Source organism: Massilia sp. PWRC2 (genome assembly GCF_049896725.1).
GTDB lineage: Bacteria > Pseudomonadota > Gammaproteobacteria > Burkholderiales > Burkholderiaceae_D > JAFCUW01.
Window position 1 is genome coordinate 197,188 of record NZ_JAFCUW010000002.1, and the last position, 18,278, is coordinate 215,465.

General features: G+C 63.4%; 18 protein-coding genes and 1 riboswitch. Of the genes, 12 read left to right on the forward strand and 6 right to left on the reverse strand.

Translation table 11 applies throughout. The features are described from left to right. Positions 1–171: 171 nt before the first annotated feature. On the forward strand, positions 172–1,092 hold the full coding sequence (ylqF, locus tag ACP7BZ_RS05640) for a ribosome biogenesis GTPase YlqF (protein ID WP_426111668.1): 921 nt from the start codon (positions 172–174) through the stop codon (positions 1,090–1,092). Positions 1,093–1,150: 58 nt separating this feature from the next. On the opposite strand, the gene ACP7BZ_RS05645 is transcribed toward ylqF, so the two are convergent. Further along, on the reverse strand, positions 1,151–1,966 hold the full coding sequence (locus ACP7BZ_RS05645) for a DODA-type extradiol aromatic ring-opening family dioxygenase (protein WP_426110914.1): 816 nt from the start codon (positions 1,964–1,966) through the stop codon (positions 1,151–1,153). A 269-nt stretch (positions 1,967–2,235) separates the two neighbouring features. Then, positions 2,236–2,473, forward strand: a riboswitch (cobalamin riboswitch). Positions 2,474–2,542: 69 nt separating this feature from the next. On the opposite strand from ACP7BZ_RS05645, the gene ACP7BZ_RS05650 reads away from it, so the two are divergent. The 4 genes from ACP7BZ_RS05650 (at position 2,543) to ACP7BZ_RS05665 (ending at position 6,630) form a co-directional block, all read left to right on the forward strand. Next, positions 2,543–4,663: a TonB-dependent receptor gene (locus tag ACP7BZ_RS05650; RefSeq protein WP_426110916.1), complete on the forward strand. Its 2,121-nt coding sequence runs from the start codon at positions 2,543–2,545 to the stop codon at positions 4,661–4,663. Further along, a complete protein-coding gene (locus ACP7BZ_RS05655; RefSeq protein WP_426110918.1) occupies positions 4,653–5,546 on the forward strand; it encodes a cobalamin-binding protein in 894 nt (297 codons plus the stop codon). The genes ACP7BZ_RS05650 and ACP7BZ_RS05655 overlap by 11 nt, the downstream gene beginning before the upstream one ends. 98 nt (positions 5,547–5,644) lie before the next feature. Next, entirely contained in the window at positions 5,645–6,316 is a 672-nt protein-coding gene (locus tag ACP7BZ_RS05660; protein WP_426110920.1) for a thiol:disulfide interchange protein DsbA/DsbL, read from the forward strand. Further along, positions 6,313–6,630 carry a hypothetical protein gene (locus tag ACP7BZ_RS05665; protein WP_426110922.1) on the forward strand — a complete coding sequence of 106 codons (318 nt, stop codon included), beginning with the start codon at positions 6,313–6,315 and terminating at the stop codon, positions 6,628–6,630. The genes ACP7BZ_RS05660 and ACP7BZ_RS05665 overlap by 4 nt, the downstream gene beginning before the upstream one ends. A 102-nt stretch (positions 6,631–6,732) precedes the next feature. Here the strand turns inward: ACP7BZ_RS05665 and ACP7BZ_RS05670 are convergent, their stop codons facing one another. Next, entirely contained in the window at positions 6,733–8,091 is a 1,359-nt protein-coding gene (locus ACP7BZ_RS05670) for an ATP-binding protein (RefSeq protein WP_426110924.1), read from the reverse strand. A gap of 242 nt (positions 8,092–8,333) precedes the next feature. Here ACP7BZ_RS05670 and ACP7BZ_RS05675 point away from each other — a divergent pair, with 242 nt between their 5' ends. Together ACP7BZ_RS05675 and ACP7BZ_RS05680 are read left to right on the forward strand one after the other, a co-directional pair. Further along, positions 8,334–9,173, forward strand: coding sequence for a MipA/OmpV family protein (locus ACP7BZ_RS05675; RefSeq protein WP_426110926.1), 840 nt, complete (start codon positions 8,334–8,336; stop codon positions 9,171–9,173). Positions 9,174–9,175: 2 nt separating this feature from the next. Then, a complete protein-coding gene (locus ACP7BZ_RS05680) occupies positions 9,176–9,946 on the forward strand; it encodes a hypothetical protein (RefSeq protein ID WP_426110928.1) in 771 nt (256 codons plus the stop codon). Here the strand turns inward: ACP7BZ_RS05680 and ACP7BZ_RS05685 are convergent. The 4 genes from ACP7BZ_RS05685 to xseA all read right to left on the reverse strand — a co-directional run bounded on the left by ACP7BZ_RS05685 (position 9,891) and on the right by xseA (position 14,218). After that, on the reverse strand, positions 9,891–11,171 hold the full coding sequence (locus ACP7BZ_RS05685; protein WP_426110930.1) for an ATP-binding protein: 1,281 nt from the start codon (positions 11,169–11,171) through the stop codon (positions 9,891–9,893). The two genes, ACP7BZ_RS05680 and ACP7BZ_RS05685, sit on opposite strands and share 56 nt — an antisense overlap. 155 nt (positions 11,172–11,326) lie before the next feature. After that, positions 11,327–12,010: a response regulator gene (locus ACP7BZ_RS05690; protein WP_426110932.1), complete on the reverse strand. Its 684-nt coding sequence runs from the start codon at positions 12,008–12,010 to the stop codon at positions 11,327–11,329. A gap of 143 nt (positions 12,011–12,153) precedes the next feature. Then, entirely contained in the window at positions 12,154–12,729 is a 576-nt protein-coding gene (locus ACP7BZ_RS05695; RefSeq protein ID WP_426110934.1) for a superoxide dismutase, read from the reverse strand. A 115-nt stretch (positions 12,730–12,844) separates the two neighbouring features. After that, positions 12,845–14,218: an exodeoxyribonuclease VII large subunit gene (xseA, locus tag ACP7BZ_RS05700; protein WP_426110936.1), complete on the reverse strand. Its 1,374-nt coding sequence runs from the start codon at positions 14,216–14,218 to the stop codon at positions 12,845–12,847. A gap of 1,000 nt (positions 14,219–15,218) precedes the next feature. Between xseA and ACP7BZ_RS05705 the strand changes: the two genes are divergently transcribed. From ACP7BZ_RS05705 to kdsB, 5 genes are read left to right on the forward strand one after another with little or no spacing between them, the layout of a single operon-like run. Then, entirely contained in the window at positions 15,219–15,824 is a 606-nt protein-coding gene (locus ACP7BZ_RS05705) for a MotA/TolQ/ExbB proton channel family protein (RefSeq protein ID WP_426110938.1), read from the forward strand. Next, positions 15,824–16,267 (forward strand): ExbD/TolR family protein, encoded by a 444-nt coding sequence (locus ACP7BZ_RS05710; RefSeq protein ID WP_426111670.1) that lies wholly within the window; start codon positions 15,824–15,826, stop codon positions 16,265–16,267. Before ACP7BZ_RS05705 ends, ACP7BZ_RS05710 begins: the two co-directional genes overlap by 1 nt. Before the next feature lie 31 nt (positions 16,268–16,298). Beyond that, positions 16,299–17,321, forward strand: a complete 1,023-nt coding sequence (gene lpxK / locus ACP7BZ_RS05715; protein WP_426111672.1) for a tetraacyldisaccharide 4'-kinase — start codon at positions 16,299–16,301, stop codon at positions 17,319–17,321. Further along, complete coding sequence (locus ACP7BZ_RS05720) at positions 17,302–17,472, forward strand: Trm112 family protein (protein WP_426110940.1); 171 nt, start codon at positions 17,302–17,304, stop codon at positions 17,470–17,472. Before lpxK ends, ACP7BZ_RS05720 begins: the two co-directional genes overlap by 20 nt. A 31-nt stretch (positions 17,473–17,503) precedes the next feature. Further along, entirely contained in the window at positions 17,504–18,253 is a 750-nt protein-coding gene (gene kdsB, locus ACP7BZ_RS05725) for a 3-deoxy-manno-octulosonate cytidylyltransferase (protein WP_426110942.1), read from the forward strand. The last annotated feature ends 25 nt before the right edge of the window (positions 18,254–18,278 follow it).

Below are 18,278 nucleotides of genomic sequence, written 5' to 3' on the forward strand. Positions count from 1 at the left end.
CATGCTTGGCCTTTCTGGTGGGGAATAATTTGCGTCCGATCAAGCCTCTGCAGGGCCGCTGGCATCGCCTCGTTGCAGCTGAAAGTCATGGCGGCGGTGGCGACCACGTAAAATAGGGGGATTGTCCAAGAGTGAAAGCACAGCATGTCGATTCAATGGTACCCAGGCCACATGAACGCCGCCCGCAAGAAGGCGGCCGAACAGATGGAGAACACCGACCTGGTGATCGAAGTGCTCGATGCCCGCCTGCCGGAAGCTAGCTGCAATCCCATGGTGGAAGAATTGCGCCTGTTCCGCCAACGCCCCTGCCTGAAAATTCTTAACAAGGTCGATCTGGCCGATCCTGACGCCACCGCCGCCTGGAGCGCCTATTACGACGCCCAGGAAGGCGTCACCGCCTATCCTATGACGACCAAAAAGCCGGCCGACGTCGCCCGCATTCCCGCCCTGTGCCTGTCGCTGGCACCGCACCGGGGCGTGCCCACCAAGCCGCTGCGTATCATGATCATGGGCATTCCCAACGTCGGCAAGTCGACCTTGATGAATGCATTGTTAAAAAAGAAGGTGGCCAAGGTGGGCGATGAGCCGGCTGTCACCAAGATCCAGCAAAAGCTTTATCTGGGCAAAAACATCATCCTGGTCGATACGCCCGGCATGCTGTGGCCAAAAATTGCCCTGGCCAGCGACGGCCTGATGCTCGCCGCCAGTCACGCGGTCGGCTCGAACGCCCTGATCGAAGACGAAGTGGCGGTGTTCCTGGCCGAAGTGCTGCTGGCACGCTATCCGCACCTGCTGAGCGCTCGCTATGGCTTTGCTACCGAGGGGCTCGACGGCATCGGCGTCATCGAAGCGGTGGCGGCGCGCCGTGGCTATCGACAAAAGGGTGGCGACCTCGATTTTGAAAAGGCGGCGCACACTTTCTTGCAAGACTACCGTACCGGCACCTTGGGGCGGATCAGCCTGGAAACGCCGGCCACCCGCGCCACCGAGCTGGCGCTGCACGCGAGCGCGATGGCGGAAAAGGCGGCCAAGGCGGCGGCCATGGCCGCCGAAAAAGCGGCGAATGCCGCGCGCGGAAAACGGGGCGCTTGAAAACCGCGCCGCTTTAAACCGCGGCGCTTAACCGGGGCGCTTAGTCTGCTGAAATAATTCAGTCTGCCGCCGCCCCAAAGCGGAAGCTCGACACTGCCAGGTTGCCAAAAAACGCCTCTTCGTGATAGACGCAGGCCGCCATTTCCTGCTCGGCGGCGCCGAGCGCGACGAACAGCGGTACCAGGTGGTCTTCGCGCGGATGGGCCTGGCGCGCCGCTGGCGCTTCGCTCCAGTGCCGCAGCGCCGCGCTGCGCTGCGCGGGCGGCAGGTCGAGCAGGGCATGCTGCAGCCAGCCATCGAACTGTTGCGAGGCCAGCTGGCCGGCCGGGCCAAACTGGCGCAGGTTGTGAAACGACAGCCCGCTGCCGATGATCAAGATGCCCTCCGCGCGCAGGGGCGCCAGCGCGCGGCCCAGCGCCAGATGGGTTTCCGGATCATAGCCATGCTTGATCGACAGCTGTACCACCGGCATGTCGGCGTCCGGATAGACGGGATAGAGCATGGAAAAAGTGCCGTGGTCGAAGCCGCGCTGTTCATCCTGAGTGACCTCATGGCCGGCGCCAGCGGCGAGCTCGGCCACCCGCCGCGCCAGCGCCGGATGGCCCGGCGCCGGATAACGGATTTGATAAGTGTGCGGTGGAAAACCGCCGTAATCGTAGATCATCCCCGGGGCGGCGCTGGACGATACCTTGAAACCGGCTTCTTCCCAGTGACTCGTCACCACCAGCACCGCCTTCGGCCGCTGCCCCAGCTGGCGCGGCATGTCGACCAGCGACGCCTCCAGCGCATCGTAGAGGCTGCCCACTTGCTCTTTCATGAACGGCCATGGACCGCCGCCGTGCGAAACAAAATAAGTGGGCAAAATGACAGACATGGCGAACTCCAGAGAGGAAAAGGGCAGCAGCGACAGCTGACTGAAAACATTTTTAATTGGTACTAATTAGTACTATTATGCGCCTGTTACGGCAAAATTCAAGGGCAGTTGCCAGCATGGCGTTGCAGCGGCGCACCGCTGCCGGACCCCCCAAAGAATTGTTCACCGCAGTGCCCAGCAGATTGCCGGCACCGTCAACGACCCCAGCAGCCAACTGCACCTGTTCGTCGCGCCACTGCGATGGCAAGCTTTCTGACGGGCCTTTGCATCTATAATGGCAATGTTTTGGTGCCCGCCGGCGAGATCTCGCCGGCAGTTAAACGGGAAACACCAGGCCCTGGCGCTGCGCGCCCTGGCTTCACGTGTGCTGCCCCCGCAACGGTCAACCAGCGCCGGCCGACGTTTTTGTCGACCGGCAGCCGCCTCGAACACCACCGCGCGTATGCGTGGGAAGGTGAGGCGGTGATGCTGGTGAGCCCGGATACCGGCCAAACAGGGGGAGGCGCGATTGCGCTTCCATTGAATCCGGCTTGCGGGGACGCATGGCTGGAGACTTCATTTCAAAGACCGATCACCATGATGTTGACCACCGCCACGCGCGCCCGCGCGCTTTGCCCGTTCGCCCGCGCTAACGTTACCGTTCCCACCGTTACGACTGTTACCACCATTGCCGCCATCGTCGCCAGCATCTGCGCCGCCCCCGTGCTGGCCCAGAGCCTGAACGTTGCCAGCGTTGCCAGCGTTGCCAGCGTTGCCAGCGTCGCCAGCGACCTGCCCACCGTGCTGGTGACCGGCTCGCGCTTTGCCAGCCCGCTCGCCGCTGCGCCGATTGGCGCCACCGTCATCACCGAGGACGATATCCGCCGCGCCGGCGCCACCGACGTCAACCAGGCCATCCGCAAGGTCGCTGGCGTGTTCGGCCGCCAGAGCCTCGACGCCAGTCCCGATTTTTCGCTCGACCTGCGCGGCTTTGGCAGCAACAGCGCGCAAAACATGGTGGTGCTGGTCGACGGCGTGCGCCTGTCGGAGAACGAGCAAGCCAACCCGGTGCTCTCGACCATCCCCATCGACACCGTCGAGCGCATCGAGATCGTCCGCGGCGGCAGCAGCGTGCTGTATGGCGATGGCGCCACCGCCGGCGTCATCCAGATCATCACCAAGGGCGCCACCAAACGGGGCACCACCCACGCTTCGCTCAGCGCAGAAGTGGGCACCCTGCACGCCTACGATGCACGCGCCTCGGTGGCCACCGCCTTTGGCGGCGTCGCCGTCGATGCCGCCATCGACCGCCAGGGCACCGACAACAGCCGCGTCAACAGCCGCTTCCAGGGCAGCGCCTTTAGCGGCGGCGCGCAGATGGCACTGGCTGACGGCCGCGTCGGCGTGCGTGTCGACAGCGCGCGCCAGCATTCGCGCTTTCCCGGCTCGCTCACGCAAGCGCAGTTCGATGCCGATGCCGGCCAGAGCCTGACCCGTGACGACTTCGGCTCGCTCGACAGCGACCGCGTCAGCGCCTTCGTCGAACAGCGCTTCGGCAGCATCGACCTGGCCGCCGAGCTGTCGCACCGCGAAAAAACCGTGCGCTCGCATTACGTTGCTGACTTCGGCTTCGGTCCGTCGGTGTCGGACGCCCGCTACGACAGCCGGCAGACGCAGTTTTCGCCGCGCCTGCGCCAGCGCTCGCAGTGGGGCAGCGCTGTGGCGCCGCTGGACAATGAATTGATCGTCGGCGTCGATCTGCTGCGCTGGCAGCGCACCACGGCGTCGGATTTTTCCAGCGCCGAAGCGCGCCAGCGCTCCAAAGCCGTGTACGCGCGCGACGAAGTGCGCTTCGGCGCCGCTGCTGCCGGACGCCTCGCCGCCGGCGTGCGTCACGAAGTGTTCGACAAGGATACGGTCGATGCCCTGGCCTTTCCGCCGCTGGCCGACAAGGCCTCGCAAGCGCTCAATGCCTGGGACCTGCAGGGCAGTTACGCCGTGCTGCCGTCGCTCACATTGCACGCCAAGGCCGGCCAGAGTTACCGCCTGCCGAATGCCGACGACAACAGCTACCGTTCGTCGAGTGCGGTGCTGCAGCCGCAAACGTCGCACGATCTCGAACTGGGGGCGCTGTGGTCGGCCAGCGCAGCGCGGGCCGGTACGGCATCGGGCACCCAGTTCGGCGCCCGCCTGTTCCGTCACCGCCTGGTCAACGAGATTTATTATGACCCCACCATCTTGGTCAACGGCTTTGCCGGTGCGAATACCAACCTCGACCCTACCGAACGGCGCGGCATCGAACTCGATGGCCAGCTCAGTCTGGCCGCCGACTGGAGCGTCGCTGCCCATGCCCAGCACCTGACGGCCACGTTTACGAACGGCGTCAACAGCGGCCGCACGCTCACCCTGGTGCCCAAAAATATCGTCAACGCGCGCCTGAGCTGGTCGCCAAGCGCGCGCCTGCTGGCCGATCTGGGCGTGCAGTGGGTCGATCGCCAGCGCTTCGGCAGCGATTTTGCCAACAGCTGCGCGGTGCAGATCGCTTCGCACAGCAGCTTCGATGGCCGGGTGGCGCAGCGGGTCCGCCAGTGGGAATTCGCCCTGGCCGGCAGCAATCTCGCCGACAAGCATTTTTATAGCAATGCGTTTAGTTGCGGCGCCGGCATCTATCCGGAAAACGGCCGTCAGCTCAAGCTGTCGGCGCGCTATGATTTTTAAACGGCAGTTGCTGGCGCTTGGTGCGGCGCTGGCGCTGGCCGCTAGCGCCCCTGCTGCTGCCGGCGTCAGCGTCATCGACGACGCCGGCCTGCGCGTGACGGTGGCGACGCCGGCGCGCCGCGTGATCGCCCTGGCGCCCCATATCACCGAACTGCTGTTTGCCGCCGGCGGTGGCAGCCAGGTGGTGGGGGCGATGAACTACAGCGACTATCCAGCGGCGGCGCGCACCGTACCGCTGGTGGGCAGCGACACCCAGATCGACCTTGAACGGCTGATCGCCCTGAAGCCGGACCTGCTGGTGGTCTGGCAAAGCGGCAATACGGCGCGCCAGATCGAGCAGCTCAAGCAGCTGGGCATTCCGCTGTTTTTCAGCGAGCCGCGCACGTTCGAGCAAGTGGCCACCAGCATCGAGCGGCTGGGCGCCTTGCTGGGCACGGCGCCGCAGGCGGCCCGCGAAGCAGGGCGCTTTCGTGCCAGCATCGCGCAACTGAAGGCGCGCTATGCGGGGCGCGCGCCGGTGCGGGTGTTTTACCAGGTGTGGGACAAGCCGATTTATACCCTCAGCGATGCCCACATCATCAGCGACGCTTTTGCCACCTGCGGTGCGCGCAACGTGTTTGGCGCCCTGCCAGTGACGGCGCCCTCGGTGGGCATCGAAGCGGTGCTGCAGCAGGACCCGGAAGTGATCATCGGCGGCGTCCAGCGCGACGCCGACGACCGCGGCATCGCCATGTGGCAGCCGTACCAGCGCCTGCTGGCGGTGCGCCGCGCCAACCTGTTTCGCATCGACGGCGTGCTGCTCACGCGACCGGGGCCGCGGCTGGCGCTGGGGACGGCGCAACTGTGCGAGAACATCGCGCTGGCGCGCCAGCGGCGGCCGTAATTGCGTAAGCAAATGCAAAATACCCGCCTCTGCTGCAAGCGATGGGCGAAAAAGTGGTAATCTCGCGTCGTTCATTGATCTCATTCATAAGGATTTCCATGCGTTCCCTGCGTCTCCTGCGTCTTTCCTTTGCGGCCCTCGGCCTCGTTGCTGCCACCGCGTTCGCCTCGCCGGCCGACCCGAAACTGGGCGTCGATTATGTCCAGCTGGCCAGCCCGCAACCGGCCCAGGTGGTGGGCAAAAAAGTCGAAGTGATTGAATTTTTTATGTACCACTGCCCGCATTGCTATGTACTGGAACCATTCCTCGCCGAGTGGGTCAAAAAGAACGGTGACAAGGTGACTTTCAAGCGTGTCCACATGCCGTACCGCGGTGCTGCCGATCCGGAAGCGCACCTGTACCTGACGCTCGAAGCGCTGGGCAAGCTGGAAGAATTCCATCCGAAGGCCTTCAAGGCCATGCACGTTGAACGTGTCAACCTCGGTAACGACGACATCGCGCGCGATTGGGCCGTCAAGAACGGCATCGACAAGGTAAAATTTGCCGATGCATGGAATTCCTTCGGTGTGATGACCAAGCTAAAACGCCTGCAAGCGACTATGACCGCTTACAGGATCGAATCGGTGCCGACCCTGATCATCGACGGCCGCCTGATGACCTCGCCATCGGTGGTCGATGGCGGTAACAAGGGCATGAACGAAGCGGCGCTGTCGAAAGCGACCATCGAGGTGCTCGACAACCTGGTCAAGAAAGTGGCTGCGACCAAATGAACGACAAAGAAGCCAAGCTTCTGAAAATGTACGACGGCTCGATGCCGGTGGCTGAAGATCTGTTCGAGCACAGCTACGTCAATCACGTGGGCTGGACCCTGGCCGTGCTGTTTGGCGGCCTGGTCATCTGGCTGGCGATCGCCCTGGTCAATGCCGAAAACCAGCGCAATGCGCTGGCCACGGGGCAGTGCGCCGATCGCCTGTTCAAGGCCGAGATCGATCAAAAATGCCTGGTGATGGTACGCTCACGCGATCACTGGTGGGAACACCTGTGGTACGGCATGACTCATGTAAGGCAGACGGCCCTCAAGTAAGGCCGCCGTTACTGTCTTAGTTACTGTCTTAGTTACTGTCTTAGTTACTGTCTTAGTTACTGGCTTAATTACAGCCGCTTGCCCAAGCGGCTTTTTTGCGCCTTATTTTGCCGGCAATGGCAATGGCAATGGCAATGGCAGTGGCGATGGTAATAGCGGCGCCGGCGCAGTCAGCGGCAGGGTGATCACAAAGCGGGCGCCACCCAGCGCCGCCGCCGCCGCCTCGATGGTACCGCCATGCAGCAGCAAAGCCTTGCGGGCGATCGCCAGTCCCAGGCCGAAGCCTCCGGTGGCGCGGTCGCGGCTGCGGTCGAGGCGGTAAAACGGCTCGAAAATCTGCTCGCGTTGGTCAAACGGGATGCCGGGGCCGTCATCGTCGATGGTGATCTCGACGCCGCCCTCGTTGAGGCGCGCCCGCACTTCGATCATTGCGTGCGCATACTTGCTGGCATTGCGCAGCACATTGCCGATGGCGCGCGCCAGCAGGCGCTGGTCACCGTGCAGCTCGACGTCCGCAGCGGGCAACTCCAGGGTGCAGGGAAAGTCGAGCTGGCCCACGCATTGCCCGAGCAGCTCGCGCAGCGCCAGCGGCGCACTGCGCAGGGCGCCCGCCTGGCCCAGCTGCGCCATCCCCAGCAGTTCGCTGACCAGCCCATCGAGTTCGGCCAGGTCGGCCTCCATGGCGTCGAAGCGGGGGCCGAGCTGGGCGTCGGCCGCTTTGTCACGCAGTAATTCCATGGCAAACGCCAGCCGCGCGATGGGCGTGCGCAATTCGTGCGACACCGAGTGCAGCAGGTGGTCCTGGTTGGCCACCAGTGTCTCGATGCGGCCGGCCATGTCGTTGATGCGTTCACTCAAGGGGTAAATCGAGGCACTGGGCGGGCAGTCGGAACGGGCCGACAGGTCGCCGGCGCCGAAGCGGTCCGCCACATTCGACAGCGCCTGCAAGCCGCGCCAGTGCGAACGCGACCACCAGGCGATCGGTCCCAGCAGCACCAATGCCACGATGATGTAGCGCAGCACCTCCATCTTCAGCGCCAGGGTGACGTCGATCGGCAGGTTTTGCGCATACAACACATCATCGGCGCTGCCGACGTAGCGCTCGCCCGTCAGATCGACGCGCCGCAAAAAGCTGCGGCTGGCTGCGTCGAGCACCAGTTCGCCCCGCTCAAGCGCTGGCAGCGCGTGCGGCTCGACCAGCGCGCGCGCCGCGCTCAGCGGCACCAGGTCCAGGCGCGCCCGCGAAACTTCGCGCACCTTGTTCAGGCGCACCAGCCACTCGTTGTCCGCGGCCTGGTCGACGTATTGCTCGAGCAGGAAAATTTCGGCCGACGCCTGGCGGCGCGCCAGATCTTCCAGCGGATGGCCGAACAGCCGGATAATGGCGAAGTGGACGACAAAGGTCGCCACCGTGATGGCCAGCATCACCAGCACAAAAAAGCGGAAAAATAAGCGATTCACGGGAGGAAAATTACTTTCATACGCGCATTGTATAAGACCTTGCACAGTCTTGATCAGCTTACTTTTTGATGACAATTGCGCCGCCAGGTGGCAAGCTGGGCGGTCCCGGACGCCTATGTCCAGGACAGCACAATTTTTTGCGGGTCAATTGTGCGTCTCAATAAGCATGAATTGGTCGTCCCGGCTTTGCCACCATACAATAGCGGCGAACCAACTTTCGATCACCCGCAATGAACCGGTTTTTGTTTCCTTCCCTCGCCTGGCTGCCCGCCGTGGCCTGCGCCGCCAGCCAAACCCCGGCAGCGACCCGCATGCCTGACGGTAGCGGCGATATCTACATCGGCCTCGGAGCATCGGCGGCGCCGCGCTATGCGGGCGCCGACGCCAGCAAGATCAGCGCCGTGCCAGCGTTGCAAATGGCATGGAGCAATGGCGTGTTTGTGTCGGGCGCCATGCTGGGCTGGCATGTCAGTCAGTGCCCACTTCTCGAGTTTGGTCCCTTGCTGGCCTGGCAGCCGCCGCGCCGCGCCGATGGCGACGGCGCCAGCCTGGGCGCTGCCGGCGGCGCGCCGGTTGCCGTGGGCGACGTCCGCCATCTGACCTCCGCGCCGCGCGCCCTGGTCGGCATGGATGACATCCCGGCGCGGTTGCTGGCCGGCGGCTTTTTCAATTACTACCTGACGCCCGACTGGCGCCTGACCAACAGCGTGCTCGCTGGCGCTGCTGCCGCCCAAGATGGTGTGCAATGGCGGCTGGGCCTGCAGCGCATCGGCATCGAGCTTGGCCGCCACACGACCTTGACGCTCAATGTCGGTGTCGATTTTGCCAACCGCGCCTACAACCAGGCCTATTCGGGTGTGAGCGCGCGGCAGGCGGCGCGCAGCGGCTATGCCCCCTACCAGAGCGGCGGCGGCGTGCGCCAGTTACGCTTCGGCGCGCGCTGGAACTGGGCACTGTCGCCGGCCTGGCTGCTCACCAGCGGGGTCGACGCCAGCGGCCTGGTTGGCGCCGCCGGCCGCAGTCCGCTGGCCGTGCAGCCCGTCGGGGTGGGCTTGTCGACGGCGCTCGGCTACCGTTTCTAACCATGCGCCTTCTTCTCAATCAGGCTGTGCTGGCGCTCGGCACGCTGGCCCCGCTGCTGTGCCACGCAGCCGGCGCCGATAGCGACTGGATCAGTTACCGCGACGCCTACCGCGCCATGGTGGTATTCGAAAAATACGGCAAGCCGAAATCCCTGCTGCAACACCAGGTCCAGGTGGTGCTGGCCGAAAAGATGGCGCCGGGCGAGCCCCTGCGGCTGGTGTTGAACGGGCCGAACAGCCAGCTCAACCTGGTACTCGACGCCACCGGCCGCACCGTCTTTCCCTTGCTCAAGGCGGCGTACGACGACAACGCCGCCCTGATCCTCAGCCGCAAGCTGGGCCCCTTTAAAATGCGTGCGCGCGTCAGCCTGGTGGTGCGCGCCGATGGCATCTACGACATGGCCGAATTGCGCGCCGCCTGCGAGCAGGCGCTCGGTTACGCCAGATACCTCGATGCCACCTACGCCAGCCGCAGTTGCGCGGGGGTGCGTTTTGGCTTTAGCAAGACGGGGCCGCTGCCGACCCTGACCGTCAAGCGCGGGCAACCGGCCGAGACGACTGAGCTGAAAGTGCAGGAGGGCGCCATCTTCGGCGACGACGCCAGCGACGCATTCAGGGTCGCCAACCTGCGCTTTGGCGCCTATGCGGGGCGGGTGCAGGTCAGTACGCAGGAGGCGCCGCTGGCGATCGTGCCGCTGTTCGAAGGGGCGGCGGCGCCTACGGTACCGGCGCCATCGGCTGCATCGGCGGTGCCAGCGGAAGCTGCACGGTAAAAGTACTGCCCAGCCCCAGTCCAGGGCTGTGCGCGGCGACCGTGCCACCATGCAGCTCCACCAGGGTTTTCACCAGCGACAGCCCCAGCCCCAGGCCGCCCTGGACGCGGTCCGACGAGCGCTCGCCCTGGGTGAATAAATCGAATACATACGGTAACAGTTCAGCCGAGATGCCGACCCCGCTGTCGGCGATCTCGACGGTGGCCATGTGCGCTTGCAGCCGCAGTGTCAGGCTGATGCTGCCATGCTCAGCGGTAAATTTCGATGCGTTGTTGAGCAGGTTGGCGAAAATCTGGATCAGCCGCGTGCGGTCGGCGAGAAGCGTGAGTGGTTGCGCAGGCAAATCGAGTTGCAGTTGCTGCCCTCTCGTTTGCATGTGCACACTGGCCTGGTCGACGGCGTCGCGCACGATGGCCTGTAAATCGACCGCTTCCTTGCGCAGCGTGACCAGGCCACGGGTGACGCGCGAGACATCGAGCAGGTCGTCGAGCAACTCCTTCATGTGGGTGACCTGACGCGCAATGACGGCGCTGGCTTTGGCGACGATGGGCGCATTGCCGGGCGCGCGCGCGAGCAGCTCGGCGGCCGACGAAATGGGCGCCAGCGGATTGCGCAATTCATGCGCCAGCATGGCCAGGAACTCGTCCTTGCGGGCATTGGCTGCCTGCAGCTCGTGCTGGGCCAGCTGCAGCTGTTCAAACAACTGTTGCAGGTGGGCGTTTTCGGCCAGTTTATGGCGGTTCAGCAGCACCTGTTCGGTGGTTTCGGCCACCGCGCAAAACATCCCCTCGATGCACCCGTGCTCGCCCCACACCGGCGAATAGGAGAACACAAACCAGGCGTCTTCCTGCCTGCCATTGCGTTGCACCCTGAAATGGGCATCGCGGTGAAAAGTCGCCTTGCCGGCCAGCGCCTGCGCCACGATCGGTTCGACATCGGTCCAGATCTCGCGCCAGGTGTCGGCAAAACTGCTGCCGGCAGCCGCCGGGTGCTTGTTGCCGAGGATGTCGGCATAGGCGTCATTGTAGAGCAGGGTCAGCGCCGTGCCCCAGGCCACGAACATGGGGAATTTGGAGTGGAGCATCAGTGCCACCACCGTGCACAGGGGCTGCGGCCATTGCGCTACCGGCCCCAGCTCTGATGCTGACCAGTCGATGCCGCGCAGGATGGCGCCGCACTGGCCGCCGCCGGCCAGGCAGGGTGCAGGCTTGGAAGATGGATTCATAGACAATCACGAGGGATATTGCGTGGCGGCTGCCCGATGGCGCTCTGACCACGACTTTCTCGCCTTGATCGCAGTGTATTACATTTTCTTATTTTTTGTTATCTGACAAACATATGGAAAATACAACATGGTGAAACAAGCCATTGCAGCCGCGGTCAAGCCCACGCCGACGGCGAGAACAGATACCCTTCGCCCCACACTGTCTTGATCTTCTCCGACGTCGCGTCATCGAAGCGGCGGCGCAACTTGGAAATCGAGTTGTCGATGCTGCGGTCGAGGCCATCGAACTCGATGCCGCGCAGTTTTTTCAACAGGGCGTCGCGCGAGAGTACGTGGCCGGCGGCGCCGGCCAGCACCAGCAGCAGCTTGTATTCGGTATTGCTCAGCACGCAGGGTTGGCCGCGCCAGGTGACGCTGCGCTCGGCGCGGGCAATCGTCAGGTTACCAAATACCAGGGGATAATTTTCCGCCGTTTGCACGTTGGCGCGCCGCACCAGCGCGCGCAGGCGCGCCAGCAGCACGCGCGGCTGCACCGGCTTGTTGAGGAAATCGTCGGCACCCTGTTCGAGGCCACAGACTTCCTCATTGCTTTCTTCGCGGGCAGTGAGGATCAGGATCGGGACCTGGCTGATGTCGCGCATCTGGCGGCACAGCACCATGCCATCGGTACCAGGCAACATCAGGTCGAGCACCACCGCATGCGGGGCGATGTCGGCAAACGCGGCCAGTGCCTGGTCGCCGCGGCTGACGGTGTGAATACTGAACTCATAGTCGCTCAGGTACTCCGTGACCAGTTCGGCCAGCCTGACATCATCTTCCACCAGCAGTATTCGAAACATGGCAATTCTCCCCGAGCGACATTGTAGACCAAGGCAGGTCGACATAGAACTTTTTAGTTACTCATAAGATATTACCAAAAGTAGCAAGCGTAAAAAAATCCGCCGGAGCGGATTTTTTAAAAAACAATGAATGTTTCTTTTATTTAAGCTGCGTTGGCGCTGACCTGGTCCCAGTTCACCAGCGTCCAGAACGCTTCGACGTACTTGGCGCGGGCGTTGCGGTAGTCGATGTAGTAAGCGTGTTCCCAGACGTCGCAGGTGAGCAGGGGGGTGGCATCGGTGGTCAGCGGGGTGCCGGCGTTCGAGGTGTTGACGATCTCGAGGGCGTCGCCCTTTTGCACCAGCCAGGTCCAGCCGGAACCGAAATTGCCCAGTGCCGATTTGTTGAACTCTTCCTTGAACTTGTCGAACGAGCCCCATTTGGCAGTGATGGCGTCAGCCACCTTGCCGTTTGGTGCGCCGCCGCCTTGTGGCTTCAGGCCGTTCCAGTAAAAGGTGTGGTTCCACACCTGGGCGGCGTTATTGAACACACCACCGGAAGATTTTTTGATGATCTCTTCCAGCGACAGGTTCTCGAACTCGGTGCCCTTGATCAGATTGTTCAAGTTGGTCACATAGGTCGCGTGGTGCTTGCCGTAGTGATACTCGAGGGTCTCTTTCGAAATGGTTGGCGCCAGGGCGTCCATCGGGTACGGCAGTGGTGGCAGGGTATGTTCCATGGCTTGTCCTTGTTTTGATGTTGGGGTGAAAAAACGATACGGCTCTGCGTTGCTAATTCTCAAACAACCGTCATTGTAAAACGGATGCGGCGAAGCTGCTTATTTGACGCTGCGCTCACGCAGCGCCCAGGTGCGCCTGCACCGCCGCCACGCCGATATCGGCCGTGCCCTCGGCCAGCCGCACCGTCAGCACATCGTGCGGCTTGATTGCCTGCGTGCTGCGCAGCACGCAGCCGGCGCTGTCGCTGACGATGGCATAGCCGCGCTCGAGCGTGCGCTGGGGATTGAGCAGCTCGAGCTGGGCCGCCAGCGCTGCCAGCGCATGGCCGCGCGCGCGTAGCTGGCTGCCGAGGGCGGCACCAAAATGGCGCTGCTGCGAAGCGATTTCCTGGCGGCGCGCACGGACGTCGGGGCGCTGGCCGCGCCAGCGCGCGCGCAGTTGCTCCAGCACATAACGCTGCTGGCCCAGCGGCGCCCGCGCCGCGTGGGTCAGCGCCGTCGACAGCGCCTTCAATTGCAGGTGCTGGCCGCCGATGCGCGCCGACGGACTTTGCAGGCGGCGCGACAGGTTGTCGAGCGACTGGTTGCTGTCAGCCAGGCTGCGGCGCATGGCGCGGCGCAGGTCGGTAACATCGGCCGAGAGCGAATTGAGCCAGTCGGCGCGCGGCGTCACCGCCAGTTCGGCAGCGGCGGTGGGGGTGGCGGCGCGCACATCGGCGCTAAAGTCGGCGATGGTGAAATCGGTCTCGTGGCCGATGCCGGCAATTACCGGCATGCTGCAGCTGACGATGGCGCGGGCAACGATTTCCTCGTTAAAACTCCACAAGTCCTCGATCGAGCCGCCGCCGCGGCACAGCAGCAGCACATCGACTTCAGCGCGGCGCGAGGCGCTGGCGATCGCCGCGGCAATCTTGTCGGCGGCGCCCTGGCCCTGCACCGGTGCCGGATAGAGCACGATGGCCACGTGCGGTGCGCGCCGCCGCAGGGCCGCCAGGATATCGCGCAGCGCCGCAGCCTGCAGGCTGGTGACGATGCCGACGCTGCGCGTGAACAGGGGCAGCGGCCGCTTGCGCTCGGGGTCGAACCAGCCCTGCGCACCGAGCCGCTCTTTGAGGCGCAGGAAGGCTTCGAACAGGGCGCCGACGCCGGCGCGGCGGATCGCCTCGACATTGATCTGGTAATCGCCGCGCGCGCCGTACAGGGTGACCAGCGCGCGCACTTCGACCTTGTCGCCTTCGCGCGGCATCAAGCCGGCGTACTGGGCGCGGCCACGGAACATCACCGCGCGCACCTGGGCGCCATCATCCTTGAGGGTGAAATACCAGTGGCCGGAACTGGCCTTGGTGAAATTGGAAATTTCGCCACCGATCCAGGTCAGGGGGAAACTGCGCTCGAGCAGGCGCGCCACTTGCTGGTTGAGGGCGGTGACGGTGAGCACCGGGGCGCTGGACAACTCGGAGGGGGGCAGGGAATCGAAACTGGTTTGCATAATTGAAAATACTGTCCACAGAGGAAACGGGCGGTCATGCTTATGTCACAAAATCGCCGACACTTCAAGTTTTTAATTCAAGTGCTTGATTATTAAAGAAAATTGCTACTGCTTCTTTTTGTGTCAACGACCGGAAAGCGTTACAGATCAAGTACTTGCTGGAAAGTCCGGCGAGTTGCTCACAAAGTTATCCACATAAACTGTGCGCAAACAAGCAAGCGAAATCCAAGCCGGTACTGCCTATAATTTAAGCGCCATTGACATTCCTTAATGAAATCAATGGTTTGTCCTGCCGTCCCCGTGCTTGCGCACATTGTTATCCACATTTGGTGTGCAGAACCGCGCGGCGCTGGTGGCGCTGTCCCTCCGACAGCATGCCACAAGCGCGTGCACACCGGTTTTCGGCCGGATCAGGGCGCCAACGAGCGATTCGGGGGCAGTTGCCTGCTTTTTATGCAGGGTAAATTTTTCCTTAAGAATCAACGCACTTGGTGGGCAACGCTGCCCTTGCGCACAATCTTATCCACAAAACATGTGCAGAATAATCGCCCGGCTGCTGGAGAAGTCTGGCGGGCTTTTTTGACGGACCCTGCCTTGATTTGTTGCATTGTTAAATTTTCCTTTTGAATCAAGGTCTTGACTCGCCGATCCGATGCTTGCACACAATCTTATCCACATAAAGTGTGCAGAAGCGGGCGCCGCTGAAAAACGGAATAATATCGCTCAGCAGCGCGGTTTCACCGCAGCGCTGCGGGAGGGCGGGGCCAGCGGCCACCATTTGTATGGAAAATTCGTCGAATTACTACAGAAAAGCTGACTTGCCTTGTTTTTGTGCAAGTCGGGTTTTCCTTTAAGAATCAATAGCCTGGATCGTGCAGCGCCTGCTTGCACACATTCTTATCCACAGAAGCTGTGGTGAACTGCTCTTGCCGAGCGGCTAGCAACACGTTACATTGCCGCATTCGACCAGTGTCGCGTTCACCACCTTTGGGAGTTTCATTTGCTTGCCATCCTCCAAGCTGCCGGCTGGCCAATCTGGCTGTTGCTGATTGCCTCCATCGTCGCCCTGGCGCTGATCATCGAGCGCCTGATCTATCTTCGGCGTAGCAAGATCCTGCCGAAACAACTGCTCTCTGAAGTCATTCGCGTGTACCAGAAGGGCCAGGTCAGCAACGACATCATCGACAAGCTCGAGGGCAATTCGCCGCTCGGCGCCGTGCTCGCCGCCGCGCTGCGCAATATCGATGCGCCGCGCGACGTCATGAAAGAATCGATCGAAGAGGCCGGCCGCGGTGTGGCCCACGTACTCGAACGCTTTTTGACCACGCTGGGCACCATCGCTTCGCTGGCGCCGCTGATGGGCCTGTTTGGCACGGTGGTTGGCATGATCGAGATCTTTGGCGCGCAAAACGCCAGCGGCACCAATCCCGCCCAGCTGGCCCACGGCATCTCGGTGGCGCTCTACAACACCGGCTTCGGTCTGGCCATCGCCATGCCGGCGCTGGTGTTTTACCGCCACTTCCGCGCGCTGGTCGACTCGTTCATCATTGACATGGAAGGCCAGGCGGTCAAATTCGTCGACGTCGTCCACGGGGCGCGCAAATGATGGACTTCAGACGCGGCCGCAAGCGTGAGGATCCGGAGATCAATCTGATCCCCTTCATCGACGTCTTGCTGGTGGTGCTGATTTTCCTGATGGTGACAACCACCTACAGCAAGTTCACCGAGTTGCAAATCACCTTGCCGACGGCGGACGCCGAAAAAGCGCTCGACCGGCCGTTCGAGATCAACGTCACTGTCGATGCCAAGGGCAATTACACTGTCAATAACAAGGCGGTGGCGTTCAATTCGGTGGCCGGCCTGGCCGAAGACATGAAGGCTGCCGCGCAAGCGGGGCAGGGCGCCGGCGCAGCAGCGCCGTCGCCGGTGGTGATCGTCAATGCCGACCAGTTCGCCATGCACCAGATGGTCATCAACGTCCTCGAAGCGGCGCGTGTGGCAGGCTATGACAAGCTGACCTTCGCGGCGCAGACCGGCGCCAAAAAATAAAGCGCGGGCGGTGCTGTTCGCCCGCGTCCGCATGCCGGCGCCACCTTCCCTTGTCAACACACTGAGCCGCGCCTGGCTGCGGCGCGGGCCGCTGGCCTGCGCGCTGTGGCCGCTGTCGCTGCTGTTCGCGGTGCTGGGCGCCGCGCGCCGGCTGCTGTACCGGCGCGGCCTGCTGGCCTCGGAACGGCTGGCGGTCCCCGTCATCGTTGTCGGCAATATTTTTATTGGCGGCACCGGCAAGACCCCTTTGACCATCTGGCTGGCCGCCGCCCTGCGTGACGCCGGTTATGTCCCGGGAATTATTTCGCGTGGTCACGGCAGCGCCGCCAGCGCACCGCGGCCGGTGACGGCGGCGTCGCTGGCCGCCGAGGTCGGCGACGAGCCGCTGCTGATGGCGCGCCGTAGCGGCTGCCCGGTGATGGTGGGGCGCGACCGCCCGGCCGCCGCCCGCGCCCTGCTGGCCCAGTCACCGCAAGTGAACGTCATCATCAGCGACGACGGCTTGCAGCATTACGCCCTGCAACGCGATGTCGAGATCGTGCTGTTCGATGGCCGTGGCGCTGGCAATGGCTGGCTGTTGCCGGCCGGCCCCCTGCGCGAACCGCTGTCACGGCGCCGCGATTTTACGGTCGTCAATGGCGCCGCGGTCGACAGTGCGGGCATGGCCGGCGCGTTTGCCATGGTGCTGGCCGGCACCCACGCCGAGCAATTGACTGACCGCAGCAAGCGGCAGCCGCTGGCAGCCTTGCGGGGCCAGCGCCTGGTCGCTGCCGCCGGCATTGGCAACCCGCAGCGCTTTTTTGCCACCGTGCGGGCGGCCGGTCTGGCCTGCGTCGAACTGCCCTTGCCGGACCACCACGATTTCCTCGACGACCCGTTTGCCGCCCTGGACGCCGACATCATCCTGATCACCGAGAAGGATGCAGTAAAATGTGGGCAAATTGAAAATCTCAAACGCGACCCGAGACTGTGGGTCGTACCAGTGACGGCGCAGCTCGATGCCGCGCTGGCCGAACAAATTGTGGAGAAATGTCGTGGATGCTCGACTGCTTGATATCCTGGTCTGCCCTTTGTGCAAGGGCCCGCTCGAACATGACAAGAAGGCGCAAGAATTGATTTGCAAGCCGGACCGCCTGGCGTACCCGATCCGCGATGGCATTCCCATCATGTGGACCGATGAGGCGCGCAAGGTCGAGCTGGTCTGACGCCAGCGTGAAGTCTATTGTGAAGTCTGCCGTGAAGTTCAGCGTCATCATTCCGGCGCGGCTGGCGTCGACCCGCCTGCCCAACAAGCCGCTGGCCGACCTCGGTGGTAAACCGATGGTGGTGCGGGTCGCCGAGCGCGCCGCGCTGTCCGGCGCCAGCCGCATCGTCGTCGCTACCGACCACGCCGACATTGCCGCCGCCTGCGCTGCCCATGGGATCGAGGTGGCAATGACGCGCGCCGACCATCCGTCCGGTACCGACCGCATTGCCGAGGTGGCGCGCGCGCTGGCGCTGGCCGACGATGCCGTCGTCGTCAACCTGCAGGGCGATGAACCGCTGATCGAACCGGCCCTGCTGGCTGCCTGCGCCGGGCTGATTGGCGCCGGCGTGCCGATGGCCACCTGCGCCCACCCATTGACCAGCATGGACGAGATCTTCAACCCGAATGTGGTCAAGGTGGCGCTCGATCGCGCCGGCCGCGCGCTGTATTTTTCGCGCGCACCGGTTCCCTGGCACCGCGACGGCTTCGCTGCCTCGCGCCAGGCGCTGCCGGCGGGCTACGCAGCGCTGCGCCACATCGGTCTGTACGCCTACAGCAATGCCTTCCTGCAACAGTATCCCGGTCTGGAACCAGCGCCGCTGGAAGCTGTCGAAGCATTGGAACAGTTGCGCGTGCTGTGGCATGGCTTCCCCATCGCGGTCCATGTGACCGCGCACGCGCCTGCCGCCGGCGTCGATACGCCGGAAGATCTGGCACGCGTGCAAGCGCTGTATGCCTGAAGCGTTGATGGATTTTATCGGTCCT

What these genes read in the sequence shown, in the direction of transcription:
- ACP7BZ_RS05655 (WP_426110918.1), top strand. Translation starts at nt 4,653, where the DNA reads ATGATTTTTAAACGGCAGTTGCTGGCGCTTGGTGCGGCGCTGGCGCTG.
- ACP7BZ_RS05695 (WP_426110934.1), bottom strand. Translation starts at nt 12,729, where the DNA reads ATGGAACATACCCTGCCACCACTGCCGTACCCGATGGACGCCCTGGCG.
- ACP7BZ_RS05680 (WP_426110928.1), top strand. Translation starts at nt 9,176, where the DNA reads ATGCGCCTTCTTCTCAATCAGGCTGTGCTGGCGCTCGGCACGCTGGCC.
- lpxK (WP_426111672.1), top strand. Translation starts at nt 16,299, where the DNA reads ATGCCGGCGCCACCTTCCCTTGTCAACACACTGAGCCGCGCCTGGCTG.
- ACP7BZ_RS05665 (WP_426110922.1), top strand. Translation starts at nt 6,313, where the DNA reads ATGAACGACAAAGAAGCCAAGCTTCTGAAAATGTACGACGGCTCGATG.
- ylqF (WP_426111668.1), top strand. Translation starts at nt 172, where the DNA reads ATGAACGCCGCCCGCAAGAAGGCGGCCGAACAGATGGAGAACACCGAC.
- ACP7BZ_RS05660 (WP_426110920.1), top strand. Translation starts at nt 5,645, where the DNA reads ATGCGTTCCCTGCGTCTCCTGCGTCTTTCCTTTGCGGCCCTCGGCCTC.
- ACP7BZ_RS05690 (WP_426110932.1), bottom strand. Translation starts at nt 12,010, where the DNA reads ATGTTTCGAATACTGCTGGTGGAAGATGATGTCAGGCTGGCCGAACTG.
- ACP7BZ_RS05645 (WP_426110914.1), bottom strand. Translation starts at nt 1,966, where the DNA reads ATGTCTGTCATTTTGCCCACTTATTTTGTTTCGCACGGCGGCGGTCCA.
- xseA (WP_426110936.1), bottom strand. Translation starts at nt 14,218, where the DNA reads ATGCAAACCAGTTTCGATTCCCTGCCCCCCTCCGAGTTGTCCAGCGCC.
- ACP7BZ_RS05650 (WP_426110916.1), top strand. Translation starts at nt 2,543, where the DNA reads ATGATGTTGACCACCGCCACGCGCGCCCGCGCGCTTTGCCCGTTCGCC.
- ACP7BZ_RS05710 (WP_426111670.1), top strand. Translation starts at nt 15,824, where the DNA reads ATGGACTTCAGACGCGGCCGCAAGCGTGAGGATCCGGAGATCAATCTG.
- ACP7BZ_RS05685 (WP_426110930.1), bottom strand. Translation starts at nt 11,171, where the DNA reads ATGAATCCATCTTCCAAGCCTGCACCCTGCCTGGCCGGCGGCGGCCAG.